This is a genomic window from Amorphus sp. 3PC139-8, from assembly GCF_040750475.1.
Taxonomy (GTDB): Bacteria; Pseudomonadota; Alphaproteobacteria; order Rhizobiales; family Amorphaceae; genus Amorphus.
This window is the reverse complement of sequence record NZ_JABJVY010000035.1, coordinates 12,065-29,531: the sequence shown is the minus strand read 5'-3', so window position 1 is coordinate 29,531 and position 17,467 is coordinate 12,065. Positions and strand designations below refer to the sequence as shown.

Below are 17,467 nucleotides of genomic sequence, written 5' to 3'. Positions count from 1 at the left end.
TGAGCTGCGGGATGCGATCGACCGGCGTGAGAGGTCGAAGTCTCTCGCGCCGCTAAAGGTCACTGCATCTGCTCTTCGGCGCCTTTCAGCTCTGCCCTAAAGGCCTCCAGCAACGCGGCATTGCGATCTGACTTGGCCGCCCAGTCTTCGACGACGGGTTGCAGCGCCTCGGTCCATTTCTCCGCCTCGACCTCGTTCGGATAGACGGCCACTTGGTCCGGATCGTTCTCGACGCTTTCCTTAACGGCCTTTTCTTCCGCCTTGAGCACCTCGCCCCAACGCCGGGCGAAGTGCGTCCCCCCATATTCAGCAAGCGCATCCTTAGCGTCCTGCGGGAGATCGTCGTAGACGTCTTTATTCATAACGAGGAGTGCGGTGACGCCCCCGAGGGGATAGTCGAAATGGTAGGGGGTTGCGTCGATGATCCTGAAGGCGTTGAGAAGCGTCCAGTCCTGAAGCGTGCCGTCGAGAACGCCGCGGCTGATATTCTCCGCAACAGATGGGGTCGGCAGGCCGACGGGGGTGGCGCCCAGGGCGGACGTTGCAGCGGCAAAAACCGGACCGGCCGCGCGCAATCTTAGTCCGCGCATGTCGTCGAGCGTCTCGACCGGCTTTGCCGAGTGCACCTGGTAGGGTCCGGTCACGTCGGCGGCGATCACATGTATACCGGGATATTCGAGATCCCCATTTTTGACGAGGTTGGTTACGGCGATCCCGGCAATGCTCGGGTCATCCCACAAGAAGGGGAGTTCGGCGATTTCGTTGCCGGGAAACCGGCCTGGCGTGAATGACGGGATAATCAGCGCGAGATCTGCGACGCCATTTTGAACTAGCTCGAGCTGCGCCGGCGGCGAGCCCAACTGACCGCCTGCAAGCATCTCGATCTCGATGGTTCCGTTCGAAGCTTTGGTTACGTCTTCCGCCCACGGACCATAAACCTTGGCCGGCCCAAATGCCTGTGGCGGTTCAAAAACCGAAAAGGTCAGTTTCTGCTGTTCGGCATGTGCCGAAAACGCAGAGATCAGCAGGGCTCCCAGGGCGATTGCACCCTTTTTTGTAAACATTGCGGTCCTCCCAAACCTAGCGATCGACTGCCGGTCGATCGCAGGGCCATGAAGAACTGCGCGTAGTGATATTTGTCAAATTGAGTATGTTTTGCTCTAATATCGCGCTTATGGATATGACTCGGCTCGATTTGAATTTGTTGGTGGTGTTCGATGCCATTCTTCGGCACGGCAGCGTAAATGGTGCGGCGCGGCGGCTTCATCTGTCGCAGCCGGCCGTGAGCGGGGCTCTCGCGCGCCTTCGTCACATTCTCCAGGATCAGCTATTCATTCGAACACGTCGCGGTATGGTGCCGACCCAACGCGCGTTGGAGCTCGGGCCGGTCGTCGCGACCGCGCTATCGTCTCTCAGGGATGCGCTTTCATCCGGTCAGGATTTCGAGCCCAGCACGTCCACCCGAACATTCACCGTTCTGATGTCCGAGATCGGACAGATCCTTTTTCTGCCCGTATTAACGGAACAGATTCGAAAGATTGCACCCGGTATTCGTCTTGTCGTGACGACGACACAGGCATCTCGTCACATGGAGGCTTTCGAGAATGGCGAGATCGATATCGCGGTGGGCGTCTGGCCCCATTTGAAAGAGGGAATGATCCAGCGACGGCTGTTCATCGACGGTTGGATGTGTGTCGCGCGTGAGGATCATCCCCAGATCGGCGAAACACTCACTTTGAGTGAGTATCTGGCCCTGGACCATGTCACGGTCTCGTCGGTCAGTGGCGGTGACGGCATCATCGCCAAGACATTGCGCGGTCAGGGGTTGGATCGTCGCATTGCGCTTCAGGTCACCGATTTCCTGGCGTCGCCACTGATTGTCGCGAAGACCGATCTCATCGCAACCGCGCCTGAGGAACTGGCGCGCTTCTATGCCAGCGCGGCACGGCTGAGGACTGTGGAGCTGCTCTTCGATCTGCCGAAAATCGATCTTAGGCTGTATTGGCACAAGCGCTCGGAGACGGATCGCGGAGCGGTATGGCTGCGGGAAATGGTGCTGACCCTTCTGCTCAAACAGGATGACGGTCAGCGAAGTTTCTTTCGGGTCGTTTAGGCCATGGCCTAGGGTCAGGACTCATAAATCTGCAGGCCATGGCGCCTGAAACGGCAAAGAGATGCAACGAGAGCCGCGATGGGCGGGGTATTTCCCCGGCCGAGCGGGTCGAAGCAGCAGATCGCAGCCGTTTTGGCGTCCGAAGGAGCGGATCGATTTGACCGACTGCGGCGTCCCAAGAGCTGGCCCTTCGAAGAGGTCGGAACGGCAAAACCGGCCGGGCTTCCTGCGCTCTCGCTCATCGAGTATCCTGCGCTCCGACGGCGCGCTGATAAGATGCTCGACGCAGAAAGCTCCGATCGACTCGTCCGCATTCGGCACCTGCCGAACGCGGGCCGATCAGTGCATTCGACCAAATCGCCTCCGGATTTATGGGTCCTGACCCTAGAGCCTTCTCCGATCATGTGGACACATCTGATCGGCGGAAAATGGCTCCAAATTCAAGAACTTGAGCAATTCCTTTTCGTTAAGATCGAACCGGTCTAAATGGAATGCTCACGAGCCACTTGTTGCTCAGGCCCGGAAAAAGACGTCCGGCAGCGATTCCAGAACCGACGCGACCTGATCGGCGGCGATTTTCAGCGCCGGCAAATGATGGTGGATCGTTTGTATCGTGTCGGTTCGGCCTGATTGGCAATTGATGTTGATCGCCGCCCGCGTTTCACCCTTCGGTCCGAGCACGGGGACTGCGATGGAAACGATGCCGATACCGACCTCGCTGTCGATCACGGCGTGCCCTTCCTCGCGAACCCGGGTGACGATTTCCCGTAGCTTGGCGGGATCGGTCAACGTATGCGGCGTGAAAGCTTCCATCCGCGCGGTCGCGAAATAGCGCTTGAGAGCGTCTTCCGGCAGGCCGGCGAGAAGAACGCGACCCATCGACGTTGCGTGCGCGGGAAGCCGGTCGCCGGGGCGAACTGCGATCTGAACGGGGCGTGGCGAGATCGCGCGCGCGATGTAGCGAATGTCGCTACCCTCGAGAAAGGCGAGGCTGCAGGATTCGCCAGTCTGCTCCATGACCGATTGCAGAATCGGCTGAACGAGTTCGGCCGTGTTGAGTGACGACAAATAAGAATAGCCAAGTGTCAGCACGAGCGGTCTGAGGAAATATCGCTGCTCGGAGTCGCAGCCCAGATAGCCGAGCTCTTCGAGCGTCATCAGAAACCGGCGCGCAGCGGCCCGCGACATCCCTGTTTTCTTGGCGATATCGCCGACGCGTTGAAGTGGCGCGTTTCGGTCGAATGAGCGCAAGACTCTCAGCCCGCGATCAACGGAGGTGATGAACCAGTCGGCTCGCGGTTTCGGGTTTTCGGTTGACGCGGTCACGGAGCCTCCCTAGGGTTGCGCGAATTACGAACATAATGTGCGCTGTCCGCACAATCAAGAGCCTCAATGTCGATAAGAGGTCTTCGCCGGGGAGGAGACAAGGTGGATCTGGCGCTGCCGGATGAGCTGTCCGCGTTTCGCGATATGTTGGCGCGTTTTGTGGATCGGGAATTGATTCCGCTGGAAACGCGTTTGGATGAAGACGGGGCGCTTCCGGCTGCGGAGCGGGCGCAAGTCTGCGAGAAGGCGAAGCAAGCCGGGTTGTGGCTTCTGGACCTCCCGCAGGAGCTCGGAGGCGCTGGGCTTGGCGCGCTCGGTATGACGCTCTTCTGGGAGGAAATCAGCCGCACGACAGCGGTTCCAGCGCGGGACCAAAGCATCTTTGGGCCGGCCGTCGGGCCGATCCTGGAAACCCTCACCGGCAAGCTCGCCGAGCAATATCGCGATCCGACGTGCCGCGGCGAGAAGACCGCGTGCTTTGCACAAACTGAACCCGACGCTGGTGCCGATCCCCGCTCGATGAGAACGCGGGCCGTCCGAGAGGGAGACGATTATGTCGTCAACGGCGTCAAGCGGTTCATAACGGGCGCTGACACGGCGGATTTTGCCCAGGTCATGGTCAAGACGGCCGGGCAGGGGGAAGGTCGCGATCAAATAACCTGCCTTCTGATCGATATGGCGACCGAGGGCGTGCGGATTGCCGCCAAGCACCGCACGATGATGGGCGATGCGCCCTGCGAGATCGTGTTCGAAAACGCTCGCGTTCCGGTTTCGAACCGTGTCGGCGAAGAAGGCGAGGGTTTCAAGCTCGCACAGCGTTGGATCAATCTCGGTCGTCTCCGGCATGCCGCACGTGCCTGCGGCGTTGCCCGGCGCTGCATCGAAATGACGGCGCGCTACGCTTTGGAACGTCGCACGTTCGGAGAACGGCTCGCTGACAGGCAGGCGGTGCAGTGGGCCTTGGCCGACAGCCGCACGGAATTGCATGCCACCCAACTGATGGTGCGCCAGGCCGCCTGGAAGATCGATCAAGGCGAAGACATTCGCTTGGAGAGCTACATGCTCAAACTCTATGGCGATGAGATGGGGTTTCGCGTTGCCGATCGCTGTTTGCAGTTCCATGGCGGCATGGGGCTGACACTGGACATGCCGATCCAGAAGCTGTGGCGCGATCAGCGGAGCTTCATGATCACCGAAGGTCCTTCGGAGGTCATGCGCATGGCGATCGCGCGGCAGGTGCTCGCCGAAAGCGCGTAACGCGCGCCTTGTGAATGCGAGCGTCACCAAAAGGAGCGGACAACGCTGCTTCAAAAACGAAAGGGAGGAGAGAATGAAATCACGAGGTCTGGTTCTAGCCTGTGCATTCGCGGTCACGACTGCCGTTGGTGCCAATGCTCAGGAGCCGTTTTATGAGGGCAAGCGTCTCGATGTCCTCATCAACTACTCCGCCGGCGGGTCGACAGATATCGAGGGACGGCTGGTGGCCAAGCATTTGGCCAAGCATATCCCCGGCCATCCGGAGGTGATCGTGCGCAATATGCCCGGTGCGGGAGGCCTGGTCGCCACCAATCATCTGGGCGAAGCCGCCGCGCCGGACGGTCTTACGGTGTCCTATTTCACTGCCGTTTATGAATACCAGCTTCTGGAGGATCCGGCACTCACCATCGATCTGCGAGACCTCGAGGTGATCGGGGGCGTCGAGGGGGTGCCGATCAACTACATCCGAAAAGATGCCGCTCCGGGAATAGAAAATCCGGAGGATGTCGTGAATGCCGAACCGTTCCTGGCTGCGGGGCTTCGGCCAACGATTTCCAAGGATCTTCTTATCCGCATGTCGCTCGATCTTCTGGACGTTCCACACAGGGTGATCACCGGCTTCAAGGGAAATGCTCCGGCACGGCAAGCCGTTCAGCAGAACGAAGTTCAATTCTACTCGGAAACGATTCCCGCATACATGTCCGTCGTCGTTCCGACGATGGTGGAGCCGGGAATTGTCGTGCCGCTCTACCAGCACGAAGTGTGGCGTGACGGCAAACCTATGGGCGGCGAAGGCGTGCCGGACTCCATTCCAACCTTCTATGACCTGTACAAGCAGATGAAGGGCAAAGAACCATCGGGTCAGCTCTGGGAAGCCTACGATACGATCAACAGGCTCTCGACCCGTATGTTGCGCTTGATCGCGTTGCCGCCCGGTTCTCCCCCGGAGGCTGTCGACGATCTTCGCCAGGCGCTAGCGGATCTCGCCAAGGATGAGGAATTCCAGCGCGACGCCATGAAAAGCCTGAATTTCGTGCCGGTTTTCGTTCTTGGCGAGGAAGCGGAAGCGGTGATGGAGGAGCAATTGAACATCTCCGACGAGATGCGTCAGTTCCTTGAGAACTACGTTGCAGAGGCCTCTGCCAACTAGACAAAGACTGCGGAAGCGCAAAGCTTCCGCAGCCGCCTCACAGGATCCCTCTTCATGTTCGACGCCTTATTGTCAGGCGCGTCACTCGTTTTCGTGTGGCCGGCGCCGGCGCTGTTGCTTGCCGGTATCTGTATCGGGCTTTGCCTGGGTGTGGTGCCGGGGTTGTCGGGCCTCACCGGCATGTCGATCCTGCTTCCCTATACCTTCACCATGGAAACCGGACCGGCCATGGCGTTCCTCCTTGGGATGTTCTCTGTGACGACCACGAGCGATACGCTTGCATCGGTCCTCTTAGGCGTTCCTGGGACGGCGGCTTCACAGGCGACGATCCTGGACGGGTTTCCCATGGCCCAGCGCGGCGAAGCACCGCGTGCGTTCGGCGCGGCATTTACCGTTTCCGCGATCGGTGGCGTTCTCGGCGCGCTCGGCCTGGCGCTGTCGATACCGATCGTCAAGCCGCTGATCATGTCGTTCGCCGCGCCCGAGTTCGTGATGCTCGGGCTTCTCGGCCTGGTGATGGTCGGCTCTCTGAGTGGACGCTCGATCTTGACCGGCCTGGCGGCCGCGACCTTCGGATTGCTGATATCGATGGTTGGATATGCGCCGCAGGGGGCGATACCGCGCTACGACTTCGGTTTCATCTACCTCCTCGACGGCCTGCCGCTGGTTCCCGTGGTGCTTGGGTTGTTTGCCGTCCCCGAGATCATCGACCTTTCTCGGCATGGGCGATCGATCGCGCGCGACAGGCCGTCATCCGAAAATCGGGCGACATTGTTCGACGGCGTCAAGGACGCGGGACGCAACTGGTGGCTGGTTCTGCGGTGCGGTGCGCTCGGAACATATATCGGCATGTTGCCAGGCCTTGGCGGGGCCATCGTCGATTGGATCGCCTACGGCCATGCGGTTCAGACAAGCCGGAACAACGACAATTTCGGCAAAGGCGACGTTCGCGGCGTCATTGCGCCTGAGACGGCAAACAACGCCGCCAAGGGCGGGGCTTTGATCCCTACACTCGTGTTCGGGATCCCGGGCAGTCCGCCGATGGCGATCCTGCTTGGCGCTTTTCTGATCCAGGGCCTGACGCCGGGCCCCGCCATGCTGTCGTACCACCTCGACGTCACGATGAGCCTGGTCATCATCCTCGTGATCGCCAACGTTCTCGGCGCGATTGCTTTGATGATCTGGAGCAAGCAGTTGGCGCGGCTGGCATATGTTCCAGGCCGCATGCTCGTGCCGGGCGTCACGCTGTTCGTCCTGATGGGCGCGTGGATGACCGGCAATCAGATGGGAGACTGGATCACCCTGGTGGCGTTCGGGGGTCTCGGCGTAGTCATGAAGCGCGCCGGCTGGTCCCGGCCCGCATTTATTCTGGGTTTCATCATCGGGCCGATCATCGAAACGTCGCTGCACCTAGCCATGCAGATCCATGGCTTCTCCTGGCTGACGCGGCCGGCCTGTCTGGTTCTGGGCGGGATCGTCGTGCTTACCGTCGCGACGAGCGTCTATCGCGAAGTCAAAAAGCGCAGGGCAAAGACCGAGGCCGATGCTGCGCCGAAACGGGCGAGCGACCAGTGGATCAGCGGCGACCCGCCGTCTGTCGCCGCGACATCAGCGATCCTCGGTTTGATCGTTGCGGCAGGTGCGGCCTTCGCGGTCTGGCGCTCGTTCGAGTGGCCCTGGGACAGCCGTTTTTTCCCGTTGTTTTCGGCTGCGCCGCTCGTTCTCTTGGCTCTCGGCGCGGCAGTTCGCGATGCCGCAACGCTGCGCGACCGGCCCGTGGGCGTGGCGTCACTGGCAGGCGATTGGCGGGATGGGGCCACCCTGCTGTGGCTCACCGCGATCGTGCTCCTCAGCTACCTGATCTACCAGCCACTGGCGATTGTGCTCGCGATGGCGTCCTACACGCTGATCGCGCTGAAGGGGCGATGGAAGCTGGCGTTGGCGCAGGCGGTGTGCGGTTGGTTGATCCTGGTCTTTGTTTTTGGACGTCTCGGTGGGGTGCTGTGGCATCCCACGCTGATCTCGTTTTAAGGAGCGTTGAATGACGAGACCGTTGGACGGAATACGCGTCGTGGAGCTGGGCGCCGTAATAACAGGCCCGCTGGCGACATCCCTGCTCGCCGAATTGGGTGCAGAAGTCATCAAGATCGAAAGACCCGACGGCGGCGATCCATTTCGCAGTTTTCTCGGTGGGCTCTACAGTCCTCACTTCAAAGCCTACAACAAGAACAAGAAGAGCGTGACGCTCGATCTGACCTCCGGCGATGGGCGTCAGACGCTCCACGATATGCTGCGGACGGCAGATGTGTTGCTCGACAATTTTCGTCCGGGCGTGCTCGATCGGCTCGGCCTCGACGATGTGACCATCGAACGCCTCAACCCCGATATCATTCGCTGTTCGGTAACGGGATTCGGAAAGGACGGGCCGTATGCGGCGCGCCCGGCCTATGATGCCGTGGCCCAGTCGCTCGCTGGCATCACCGGTCTGTTCATCGATCCCGATACGCCGCAACTCACCGGCCCCACGATCGCCGACAACGTCACCGGTATGTATGCCGCCCTCGGGGTCATGGCGGCGCTTCTGGAGCGTCAGCGAACGGGAGGAGCCGGGCGACGCGTCGATGTCAGCATGCTCGAAGCGTCGATCGCCTTCATCCCCGACCCCTTCGCCTTTGTCGACAGCAACCTCGATGTCACCCCAACGACGCGCGTGGCCGCTTCGCAGAGTTATGCCGTTCGGTGTCGGGACGGCAAGCTTCTGGCCCTTCATCTCTCGTCGCTGCCGAAGTTCTGGGAGGCGTTATGTCAAGCTTTGGAGCGTCCGGACCTCGGTGACGATGCGCGTTTCGCCACGCGCGCTTTGCGGTTTGAGAACTATTCCGCGCTGGCCGAATGCCTTTCGGCTGCCTTCGAAACACGCAGCCGTGCGGAGTGGGTCACGCGGCTCGAACGTTTCGACGTGCCGTTTGCACCGGTCAATGCGGTCGAAGAGGTCGCTCACGATCCGCAGGTTCAGCACTTGGCGACGTTCCACGATTGGAAAGCCGCCGATGGGTCGAACGTGCGTTCCATCCACTGCCCGATCTGGTTCGACGGTGCACGAATTCCTCCGCAAAGTCCGCCGCCGCTGCTCGGCGAGCACAACGACGAATACCTGCCCAAGAGCTAATAGAGACGGCCGTGAGGAAAGGGAGTGCCTCGATGGATGATGGGCTGACGACGCAGATTTCGACTTTCGACGAAACTTCGATCACCTGGCGCGGAAAGGATCTCGTCAACGAATTACTCGGTCAGCACAGTTTTACTGAGATCTTGTATTTCTTGGTGATCGGTCGGATGCCGAATGCAACGCAGACCAAGATTCTCGATCTTTGTCTAGTGACGCTTATGGAACACGGGATGACGCCCCATGCGATCGTCACCCGGCTTGTCCGTGACTGCAATCCGGATCAGGCGCAAATCGCCATGGCCGCCGGTCTGACCTGCGTTGGCGATGTGTTTTCCGGCACGATGGACGGGTGCGGTCGGCTGCTTGAAGCCGGTCTTGAGGCCGAAGAGCAGCGCGCCTACTGCGCCAAGATCGTTGCCGATCATCGCGCCACGCGCAAACCGATCCCGGGCTTCGGCCACAATCTGCACAGACCGGATGATCCGCGAAGCCCGCGTCTGTTCGAACTGGCCGAAGAGGCCGGCGCGGAAGGGCGGGCGATCGGGCTCATCCGGATTTTGTCGGAAGAAGTCGACAAGGCGTTCGGTAAACATCTGACGATCAACGCGACTGGCGCCTTGGCCGCACTGATGCTGGAGATCGGAATTCCCGTCAGTGCGATGCGGCCCATCTCCGTGGTTTCCCGGGCAGGCGGCCTCGTCGCACACATCGAAGAGGATCGGACGTCGGCGTCGGGTCGAAAAATCTGGCAAGACGTGCAGGGTGCATTTCAGTACAATCCTCCGACTTCCTAGTTTTGGCGCCTTGCCCCGACGATTTGCCGCTCCACCTCAAGACCGGCCGAACAGGGTCATCTGGATCGCTTCGAGATGGATGCGCATCGCCGCCGCCGCGCCTTCGGCGTCGCGCCGAGTCAGGGCGGCCGGGATGGCGCCATGGTGAGCGCAGTAGTCGAGCCGGCGGTTTTCCGAAAAGGTCTTCTGCTTCAACTCGATCCAGGTGTTGCGGTTGCGGATCGTGCGCAGGATGTCGTGCAGGCTCATCAAGAGCTCGTTGCGGGCTGCGGCGAAAATGAGCTGGTGAAACTCCGCGTCCCAGTGCTCGAAGCGTTCCGTCTCCTTGGCGCTGGAGGTGCGCTTGTGGGCCTCGGCAATGGCGTCGAGATCGGACCGGCTGGCGGTGGTGGCGGCGATCGCGGGGGGCGGCGGCTCCACGATGAACCGCACCGCCATGAGGTCGGCCGGCGACACCCCCGTCACCTGCTGCACGATCCGCGCGATCTCCTCGTGATTGCGCAACATGAAGCTGCCGCGTCCGACATGGCGCTGGATCGTGCCGTCGGCCACGATCGCTTCCACCGTACGGCGCACCGTGTTGCGCGCGACGCCGTACTCGGCCGCTGTCAGCGGTCGAACTGGACGCGCCGATCCCGCTGCCCAAGCGCAACGTCTTCTGCGTCGGTAAGAACTATTGCGATCACGCTCAGGAGTTCGCCCGCTCCGGCTTCGATTCCTCGGCCGTGGCCGGTGCCGTTCCGGCCCATCCGATCATCTTCTCCAAGGTGTCGCAGTCGGTGGTCGCCTGCGGTGCGGACGTGGTGATTGATCCCGCCGTGACGCAGGCCGTCGACTACGAGGCGGAGCTCGCCGTGATCGTCGGCAATGGTGGACGCGGGATCCGCGCCGCCGACGCCTTCGACCACGTTTGGGGCTACACTATCGTCAACGACGTTACCGCTCGCGACCTGCAGGGGCGCTACAGCCAGCGGCTGATCGGCAAGTCCCAGGACACGTTCTGTCCGATGGGGCCGTTCGCGGTCACGCGCGACGAAATCGACATCGCCGACACCGAGATCTCCTGCACCGTCAACGGCGAGACGCGGCAGCAGTCAAACACGTGGCTTTTGATCTTCGACATCCTGACCATCATCGAGACGCAAATTCGACCCCGATCGCCACACTAACGGCACGGATCGGGCTCGCTCAGCGGCGAGTGACGGCGATCATCAAGGGGGTGCCGTCGACAGGATTCGGCATAACCATAGCCTTGATGTCGAACACCGCCTCGATGCGAGCCTGGGTGACGGTGGCGTCCGGTGCGCCTTCCGCCAGGATTGCTCCATCCTTCATCATCACGATGTGGTCGGCATAGCGGGCGGCCTGGTTGAGGTCGTGCAGGACGGCGACGACGGTCGCCCCCTGCTCTTTGACGAGGGCACGCAGAAGATCGAGGACCTCGAGCTGATGGGCGAGGTCGAGATAGGTCGTCGGCTCGTCGAGCAGAAGCATCGCGGTCTGCTGGGCGAGCGTCATGGCGATCCAGGCGCGCTGCTTCTGTCCGCCGGAGAGGCTGTCCAACGGTCGATCCTGCAGGGATGTGAGCCCTGTCACGTCGAGCGCATCGGCACAGGCGCGCGCGTCGGCCTCCGCCCATCGCCCGAACAGCGCCCGGTGCGGATAGCGGCCCTGGCGGACCAGATCGGCCACCGAGAGCCCTTCCGGGGCTTCCGGCGCCTGCGGCAGGATTCCGACCTGGCGGGCAATCTCCTTTGTGGATTGCTGGGCGATGGCGCGGCCGTCGAGGAGAACTGTCCCGCGATGGAGCGGCTGGAGCCGCGCAACCGCGCGCAAAAGCGTGGACTTTCCGCATCCGTTCGGTCCGACCAGGGCGGTGAAGGTGGCGCGCGGGATCTCCAGGTCCAGGCCGTCGATGATCAGCGCCCCCGGATAGCCCGTCGACAGATCGGACGCCGCGAGCGCGGCTGGTGGCTTCGGATCAGCCTGCGACATGGCGGCGCCTCCACAACAGAAAGCCGAAGAAGGGGGCACCGATCAGAGTCGTCACCAGACCGGCGGGCAATTGGGCCGGCGCGATTACGGTCCGGCCGATCAGATCGGCGGCGAGCACCAGGGCGGCCCCGACGAGGCCCGCCGCCGGCAAGAGACGGAGATGGCGATGTCCGACGAGCCGACGGGCGATATGCGGCGCGATCAGTCCCACGAAGCCGATCAGCCCGGCCGCTGCCACGGCGGCCGCGGAAAGGATCGTGCACATCAACACCGCCAATGCTCCGACGACGTGGACGCGCTGGCCGAGCCCGCGTGCGGAGCTTTCGCCGAAGCCGATCAGGTCCAGTTCCCGACTGATTACAAATGTCGCGCCGAGCGGGATCACGAGCCAGGCCGCCAGGATTGTCACTTTCTCCCAACGGGCGTCGTAGACGCTGCCGGCTAACCAGACTTGGGCGCGCTGGACCGCCGCGACGTCTCCGAATGCCGAGACGAAGCTGATCGCGGCACCGGCAAGCGACGACAGGCCGATGCCGATCAGGATGATGCGGATGGACGAGGCGCCGTTGCGCCAGGAGAGCAGATAGATGGCGAGCGCCATCGCGAAGGCGCCGGCAAAGGCGCACCACGGCAGCAGGGTGGGCGCTCGCAGACCGAAGCCGACGATAAGGATGATGGCGGCGAACGCGGCGCCGCCGTTGATGCCGAGAAGGCCGGGTTCGGCGAGCGGATTGCGCATCACCGTCTGGGCGATGGCGCCGGCGACCCCGAGCGCGACGCCCACCAGCAAGGCCAGGAGCGCGCGGGGAAGACGCACCTCCATGACGATCATCGACGCGACGGGACTCGTCGTCGGATCTCCGAGAAGGGCGCCGGCAATCTCTCCGGGTGTTAGCGCCTGGTCGCCTTGGCCGAGCGCGACTGCGAACAGGAGGACGGTCGCGGCCACCATCAGGATCAACGCGCGGCTCATCGCGCTCCTCCGACCCGGTAGCGGGCGAGATAGACGAAGAAGGGCGCGCCGATCAGCGCCATGGTGACCCCAACCGGGATTTCGCGCGCGGGAAAGACGGCGCGGGCGGCGGCGTCCGACCCGATGACGAGCAGGGCGCCCCCGACGGCGCAGAAGGGGAGGATCCAGCGATAGTCGATGCCGACCAGAAGCCGGACCACGTGGGGAACCACAAGGCCGACGAACCCGATCGGCCCGGCGACGGCCACCGCCCCTCCGGCGAGCAGGATCACCATGATCGCGGCCATCGTCCGCCACAGCCCGACATTCTGGCCCACCGTCCGCGCGACCGACAGGCCCAGGCTCATTGTGGTGATCTGGCGGCGAAATACGATCGCAAGGGTGAGGCCGGCCCCGACATAGGGGGCGACGGTCGCGATGTTGTCCAGCGAGCGCCCGGCGAGCGAGCCGATCGACCAGAACCGGATCGCGTCCAGCGTCGTCTTGTCGAAGATCAGGACGGAGGAGGTGAGGGAGGCGACGAAGGCTGACACGATCGCGCCGGCGAGCGCGAGCTTGACGGGCGTTGCCCCGGCAATCCCCATCGAGCCCACCAGGTAGACGACCGTTGCCGCCATGGCGGCCCCGGCGAAGGCGGCCCAGACATGGAAGCCGGTCGGCGCATCGGGAAGGAAGGTCAAGGTGGCCACCACGGCAAAGGCCGCGCCGGCATTGACCCCGAGAAGGCCGGGGGAGGCGAGCGGGTTGTTGGTCACCGCCTGCATGATCGCGCCGGAAACGGCGAGCGCGGAGCCGGCCACGAGGCCCGCCAGCATGCGCGGGAGGCGCACCGTGGTCACGATCAGGTGCTCGCGCGAGCCGTCGAACCCGGTCAGGGCCGTGAATATGCCGGTGATTGAAATGTCGGTCGGCCCGATGGTCATCGACCACATGGCGGTTGCGACAAGCACAAGCGCCAAAACCCCAAGCGCGACGACGTGGCGCTCGGCGCTCGGCATAAGTTGCGGTTTCGGCCCGACGGTCCGCGCCCGGCTCTCGGTCATGGACCGGGGACGATGAGGCGCTCGATATCGTCGAGCACCCGGTGCGCGGAGGTCACGCCGCTGAACTCCATCCAGGTCGCCGGATCGACGCGGTGCACGTTGCCTGCTTCCACGGCCGGCAGCATTTGCCACAGCGGGTTGGCGAGAACCTCTTCATGCCGGCCGCTGGTGTCGGAATCGTTCGACCCGCCAACGATATAGAGAAGAATGTCGCCGGAAAGGGCGGCGAGATCCTCCAGATCCGGGCGCTTGAGGCGCGGGCCTCCGGCATCGGCGGTCTCATAATCGGTGCGCTTTACGCCCGCTTCGCGCATCACCAGGAACGGCCCGTAGGCGTCGGGTGCGTCGAGATAGACCTGAAAGTCCCAGCCGGTGATGCGGATCACCGAGACCGGGACGTCCGGCACCTTCGCCCGTATCTCGGCGACCCGCGTCTCGTAGGTGGCGAGCGCTTCCCTGGCGCGTGCTTCGCGGCCGGTGACAGCCGCCAGGCGGCGATAGAAGTCCTTCCAGTTCTGATCCGTGATCAGCACCGTAGGCGCGATGGTCGACAGCATCTCTTGAATTCCGGTTCCCACGAAGCCGCTACCGAGGATGAGGTCGGGTTTCAGCGCGATGATGCTTTCAAGGCTCGGCTCTGTCAGAGCGCCGAGATCCGTCACCGATTGCGCTTCGGCTTTGGCGAGAAGATCCTCGTCGCTCATTCCGAAAAGGGGTGCGCCGACGACCGGAAGGCCCAGCTCCAGCGACATGCCGAGGCTGTAGGTCGGATCAAGAACGACGATGCGTCTGGGATTTTCCGGCACGCAGATGGGGCTGCCGACGACGTCCGCCGCCTCGATCAAACGACCGTCGCACGCCGCCGCGACGGGCGCGGCGGCGATCAAGATCGCGGTTGCGATCGCAAGACGTGGGAGCATTCGATTTCCTGTTAGCCCGTTCAGCTTTTCGCGGAATCGCCGAACGGTTCTAGCCCTCTGTTTCCACGCGTTTCCGGACGGTCAACCGGTTTCCACTTGGCCTGGAAACGCTCTAGTAGCGCGCGCTGACGCGCAGTCCGAAGAAGCGACCTTCCCCGATCGTTGCCTCGTTACCGGTGTTGGAGATGCTCGTCAGATAGTCCTCGTCGAGCAGGTTGCGGGCAAAGACGGAGACGAGGGCGTACCGGGTCTCGTAACCGAGCTGGGCGTTCACGAGCGTGTAGGAGTCCACCTTCTGTGCGGAAGAATTCATGACGTCGCCGCCGCTGTAGTAGCCGTCGGTGTAGGTGACGTCGGCGGAGGCGAAGAAGCCGGAATGATGGCGCCAGACACCTCCGAAGGCGGCCGTGACGGCGGGCGATTCCGGAAACTCTTTGCCAGTGAGGTTGCCGGCCGTGGTGACGCCTTCGTCGAATTCGGTCTTGAGCAGGCCGAGCGTGGAGAACAGTTCCAGCGACGCGAAGGGTCGATAGCGCACCTCGAACTCCGCACCGTAGGCGTGGGACTTGCCGCTGTTTTCGGTGAAGGTCTGACCGGGGAAGTTCGGATTATAGGTCAGGATCTGCTGGTTTTCGTAGTCGTAGTAGAAGGTGTTGGCGTTGATCGCGAGCTTGTCTTCCAGCCAGCGCGAGCGATACGCCACCTCGTAGGACCACAGATATTCCGGATCGACCTTGTTGATGGTCGTGGTGCCGGGCACGGCCTCGGCAAATCCGGCCCGGTAGCCGCGGCTTGCGGTGACCCCGACGGTCTGATCCTCGCTCAGGTCGAATGCGATGCCGAGCTTCGGCAGGAAGACGGTATTGGTGACCGAGGTGTCCTCGTTGAGCGAACCGTAGGCCGGCTCCGGCACGCAGCCGAGATAGAGGCACTGCATGATGTTGACCTGGGTCGCCTCCAGGTCCAGCGCCTTGCCGTTATAGTCGGAGGAGACCGTGTCCTGCAGGATGCGGCCGCCGCCCAGCAGCGTCACGCGGTCCCACACCTCGTAGCGCAGGTCGGTATAGGCGGCGACCGACGTTGTCTTGTTCTCCGCGTCGAGCTGTTGGACGCTGGCGGTCGGAATGCCGTAGGCGGCCAGCGAGTTGGTCTCGATCGAGGAATTGAGGTCGGTCTCGAAGCTGCCGGCGAACACGCCGAACACGCCGGAAAGCGGGAAATCGGGCCGGTTGAAGGTGAGCTGGATGTCCTGGGAAAAGTCCTTCTCGTCGCGCTTGTCGGAGCGATCGAAGGAGGACCCCGCCGGTGAGGAGATCGACACGTTGGCGTCGTTGAACGCGGTGATCGACTTCAGCGTAAGGCTCGGAGAAAATTCGTAGCCGAGCTCGGCGATGTAGCGGTTGACGTAGGTGTCGCGGAACTCCGCAGCCGTGTTGGACGGGTCGGTATATTCCCGGGCGAAATAGTCCGGTCCGGTTACTGCGTTCCAGGACGGCTTGTCATGGGTGCGGCTGACGGTGAAGAGCGCGCTCAGTCCCGGTATCGCCTCCGGTTCGATCAGGAGCTTGCCTCGGAGCTCTTCATACTCGTCATCGCCGAGCGAGGCGATCGACGGATCGGGGTAGTCGATGTCGTTGTCCTTGCGGAAGGCCTGGCCCGCGATCCGCACGGCGACCTGGTCGGCGATGATCGGGGTGGAGATTGCGAACGCGCCGTCGAAATAGTCCTGATTTCCCATCTGCCCTTCGATGATGATCTCGGGCGTATAGGTCGGGTCCTTGGTATCGACGATCACCGTGCCGCCGAGCGAATTGCGCCCCTGCAGCGTCGATTGCGGGCCGCGCAGGACCTCGATTTGCTCGACGTCCCAGACGCCGCGGCTACCGCGCCGGGTTGCCTCGACCCCTTGCGTCGCCCCGTCGACCACGACGGAGATGATCGGCGCCGAGCGGCTGGGCTGCGTCACGCCTTCGGCATTGAGGCCGCGGATGGAGAAATTGTTGTCGCCGGTGCCCGTCTGGTTGGCGGTGACGTTCGCCATCCGGCTGACGGCTTGGTCGAAGGTGGTGTCGTTGTAGTCGCTGATCTCGGCGCTGGTGGACACGCCGACGCTGGTGTAGGTGCGAAACGTGTCGCGGGGGAATTTCTCGCCCTGCACGGTAATCGGCTCCAGCGTCACCGCTCCTTGGCTTGCCGCGACGGCACCTTGCGAGTTGGGGAAGGCGCTGGCGAGCGTCACCGTCGTCGGCCCGGTAAAGGTGTAGCGCAGGGCCGTGCCGGAGGTGAGGATGGCGAGCGCTTCCTCCGCGCTATAGGTGCCGGAGAGGCCGGGCGTGGACATGCCGGCGACGAGATCGCTGTCGACGACGATCTGCAGCCCGGTCTGGGCGGCCAGCCGGTTGAGCGCGGTCGACAGCGGCCCGGCCGGAACGTTGATCGTGGTTTGCGTTTGCTGGGCCTGTGCGGAGAAGGGGACGATGGTCGCGCCCAGCACAAGCGCCGAGGCTGTCAGGGACAGCCCGAGGAGCCGGGCGGGAGCCGTCCGGCCATTTCCATTCGATCGATTCTGCATGCCAAAAATCCCACAAGGCTCGCGCGGTACGACAGCGCCACTGACGCGGTGGTCCTTGGGGGACGAATGAGCTGCGGCCTCGAAGCCCGGTCCGGCAAAAAAATCTCGATTTTTTTGATCCAGATTAAGGCCGGCGGACCGAACTGGAGGGTAAT

Annotated in this window: 16 protein-coding genes; 8 read left to right on the top strand and 8 right to left on the bottom strand. The window is 62.8% G+C overall.

The features are described from left to right. Positions 1-59: 59 nt before the first annotated feature. Positions 60-1,064 (bottom strand): TRAP transporter substrate-binding protein, encoded by a 1,005-nt coding sequence (locus HNS03_RS23095; protein WP_367198417.1) that lies wholly within the window; start codon positions 1,062-1,064, stop codon positions 60-62. A 116-nt stretch (positions 1,065-1,180) separates the two neighbouring features. Here HNS03_RS23095 and HNS03_RS23090 point away from each other — a divergent pair, with 116 nt between their 5' ends. Both HNS03_RS23090 and HNS03_RS23085 read left to right on the top strand, forming a co-directional pair. Next, complete coding sequence (locus HNS03_RS23090; RefSeq protein WP_367198416.1) at positions 1,181-2,113, top strand: LysR family transcriptional regulator; 933 nt, start codon at positions 1,181-1,183, stop codon at positions 2,111-2,113. Positions 2,114-2,191: 78 nt separating this feature from the next. Further along, entirely contained in the window at positions 2,192-2,599 is a 408-nt protein-coding gene (locus HNS03_RS23085) for a hypothetical protein (protein ID WP_367198415.1), read from the top strand. Between the two features lie 27 nt (positions 2,600-2,626). Here the strand turns inward: HNS03_RS23085 and HNS03_RS23080 are convergent, their stop codons facing one another. After that, a complete protein-coding gene (locus HNS03_RS23080; RefSeq protein ID WP_367198414.1) occupies positions 2,627-3,439 on the bottom strand; it encodes an IclR family transcriptional regulator C-terminal domain-containing protein in 813 nt (270 codons plus the stop codon). A gap of 102 nt (positions 3,440-3,541) precedes the next feature. Between HNS03_RS23080 and HNS03_RS23075 the strand changes: the two genes are divergently transcribed. Genes HNS03_RS23075 through HNS03_RS23055 form a run of 5 tightly spaced genes read left to right on the top strand, consistent with a single transcriptional unit; the run spans position 3,542 to position 9,809 of the window. Further along, positions 3,542-4,696 carry an acyl-CoA dehydrogenase family protein gene (locus tag HNS03_RS23075; RefSeq protein WP_367198413.1) on the top strand — a complete coding sequence of 385 codons (1,155 nt, stop codon included), beginning with the start codon at positions 3,542-3,544 and terminating at the stop codon, positions 4,694-4,696. A 10-nt stretch (positions 4,697-4,706) separates the two neighbouring features. Continuing rightward, positions 4,707-5,846: a Bug family tripartite tricarboxylate transporter substrate binding protein gene (locus HNS03_RS23070; protein ID WP_367198412.1), complete on the top strand. Its 1,140-nt coding sequence runs from the start codon at positions 4,707-4,709 to the stop codon at positions 5,844-5,846. 54 nt (positions 5,847-5,900) lie between these two features. Then, positions 5,901-7,877: a tripartite tricarboxylate transporter permease gene (locus HNS03_RS23065; RefSeq protein ID WP_367198411.1), complete on the top strand. Its 1,977-nt coding sequence runs from the start codon at positions 5,901-5,903 to the stop codon at positions 7,875-7,877. A gap of 10 nt (positions 7,878-7,887) precedes the next feature. Continuing rightward, positions 7,888-9,015 carry a CaiB/BaiF CoA transferase family protein gene (locus HNS03_RS23060; protein ID WP_367198410.1) on the top strand — a complete coding sequence of 376 codons (1,128 nt, stop codon included), beginning with the start codon at positions 7,888-7,890 and terminating at the stop codon, positions 9,013-9,015. Between the two features lie 32 nt (positions 9,016-9,047). After that, positions 9,048-9,809 (top strand): citryl-CoA lyase, encoded by a 762-nt coding sequence (locus HNS03_RS23055; protein WP_367198409.1) that lies wholly within the window; start codon positions 9,048-9,050, stop codon positions 9,807-9,809. Positions 9,810-9,845: 36 nt separating this feature from the next. Here HNS03_RS23055 and HNS03_RS23050 read toward each other — a convergent pair whose 3' ends face one another. Beyond that, a complete protein-coding gene (locus HNS03_RS23050; protein WP_367198408.1) occupies positions 9,846-10,373 on the bottom strand; it encodes a FadR/GntR family transcriptional regulator in 528 nt (175 codons plus the stop codon). A 41-nt stretch (positions 10,374-10,414) separates the two neighbouring features. Here HNS03_RS23050 and HNS03_RS23045 point away from each other — a divergent pair, with 41 nt between their 5' ends. After that, positions 10,415-10,978, top strand: a complete 564-nt coding sequence (locus HNS03_RS23045; protein WP_367198432.1) for a fumarylacetoacetate hydrolase family protein — start codon at positions 10,415-10,417, stop codon at positions 10,976-10,978. Between the two features lie 19 nt (positions 10,979-10,997). On the opposite strand, the gene HNS03_RS23040 is transcribed toward HNS03_RS23045, so the two are convergent. The 5 genes from HNS03_RS23040 to HNS03_RS23020 form a co-directional block, all read right to left on the bottom strand. Next, positions 10,998-11,804 (bottom strand): ABC transporter ATP-binding protein, encoded by an 807-nt coding sequence (locus HNS03_RS23040; protein WP_367198407.1) that lies wholly within the window; start codon positions 11,802-11,804, stop codon positions 10,998-11,000. Then, the gene (locus HNS03_RS23035) at positions 11,791-12,777 is read right to left on the bottom strand and encodes a FecCD family ABC transporter permease (protein WP_367198406.1); all 987 of its coding nucleotides are present in this window, start codon (positions 12,775-12,777) and stop codon (positions 11,791-11,793) included. Before HNS03_RS23035 ends, HNS03_RS23040 begins: the two co-directional genes overlap by 14 nt. Further along, entirely contained in the window at positions 12,774-13,820 is a 1,047-nt protein-coding gene (locus HNS03_RS23030) for a FecCD family ABC transporter permease (RefSeq protein WP_367198405.1), read from the bottom strand. Before HNS03_RS23030 ends, HNS03_RS23035 begins: the two co-directional genes overlap by 4 nt. Then, a complete protein-coding gene (locus tag HNS03_RS23025) occupies positions 13,817-14,740 on the bottom strand; it encodes an iron-siderophore ABC transporter substrate-binding protein (protein ID WP_367198404.1) in 924 nt (307 codons plus the stop codon). Before HNS03_RS23025 ends, HNS03_RS23030 begins: the two co-directional genes overlap by 4 nt. A 112-nt stretch (positions 14,741-14,852) precedes the next feature. Next, entirely contained in the window at positions 14,853-17,312 is a 2,460-nt protein-coding gene (locus HNS03_RS23020) for a TonB-dependent receptor (RefSeq protein WP_367198403.1), read from the bottom strand. Positions 17,313-17,467: the final 155 nt, after the last annotated feature.

Coding starts and splice junctions, on each gene's coding strand:
- HNS03_RS23095 (WP_367198417.1), bottom strand. CDS start 1,064: ATGTTTACAAAAAAGGGTGCAATCGCCCTGGGAGCCCTGCTGATCTCT.
- HNS03_RS23090 (WP_367198416.1), top strand. CDS start 1,181: ATGACTCGGCTCGATTTGAATTTGTTGGTGGTGTTCGATGCCATTCTT.
- HNS03_RS23085 (WP_367198415.1), top strand. CDS start 2,192: ATGGGCGGGGTATTTCCCCGGCCGAGCGGGTCGAAGCAGCAGATCGCA.
- HNS03_RS23065 (WP_367198411.1), top strand. CDS start 5,901: ATGTTCGACGCCTTATTGTCAGGCGCGTCACTCGTTTTCGTGTGGCCG.
- HNS03_RS23060 (WP_367198410.1), top strand. CDS start 7,888: ATGACGAGACCGTTGGACGGAATACGCGTCGTGGAGCTGGGCGCCGTA.
- HNS03_RS23055 (WP_367198409.1), top strand. CDS start 9,048: ATGGATGATGGGCTGACGACGCAGATTTCGACTTTCGACGAAACTTCG.
- HNS03_RS23040 (WP_367198407.1), bottom strand. CDS start 11,804: ATGTCGCAGGCTGATCCGAAGCCACCAGCCGCGCTCGCGGCGTCCGAT.
- HNS03_RS23035 (WP_367198406.1), bottom strand. CDS start 12,777: ATGAGCCGCGCGTTGATCCTGATGGTGGCCGCGACCGTCCTCCTGTTC.
- HNS03_RS23030 (WP_367198405.1), bottom strand. CDS start 13,820: ATGACCGAGAGCCGGGCGCGGACCGTCGGGCCGAAACCGCAACTTATG.
- HNS03_RS23025 (WP_367198404.1), bottom strand. CDS start 14,740: ATGCTCCCACGTCTTGCGATCGCAACCGCGATCTTGATCGCCGCCGCG.
- HNS03_RS23020 (WP_367198403.1), bottom strand. CDS start 17,312: ATGCAGAATCGATCGAATGGAAATGGCCGGACGGCTCCCGCCCGGCTC.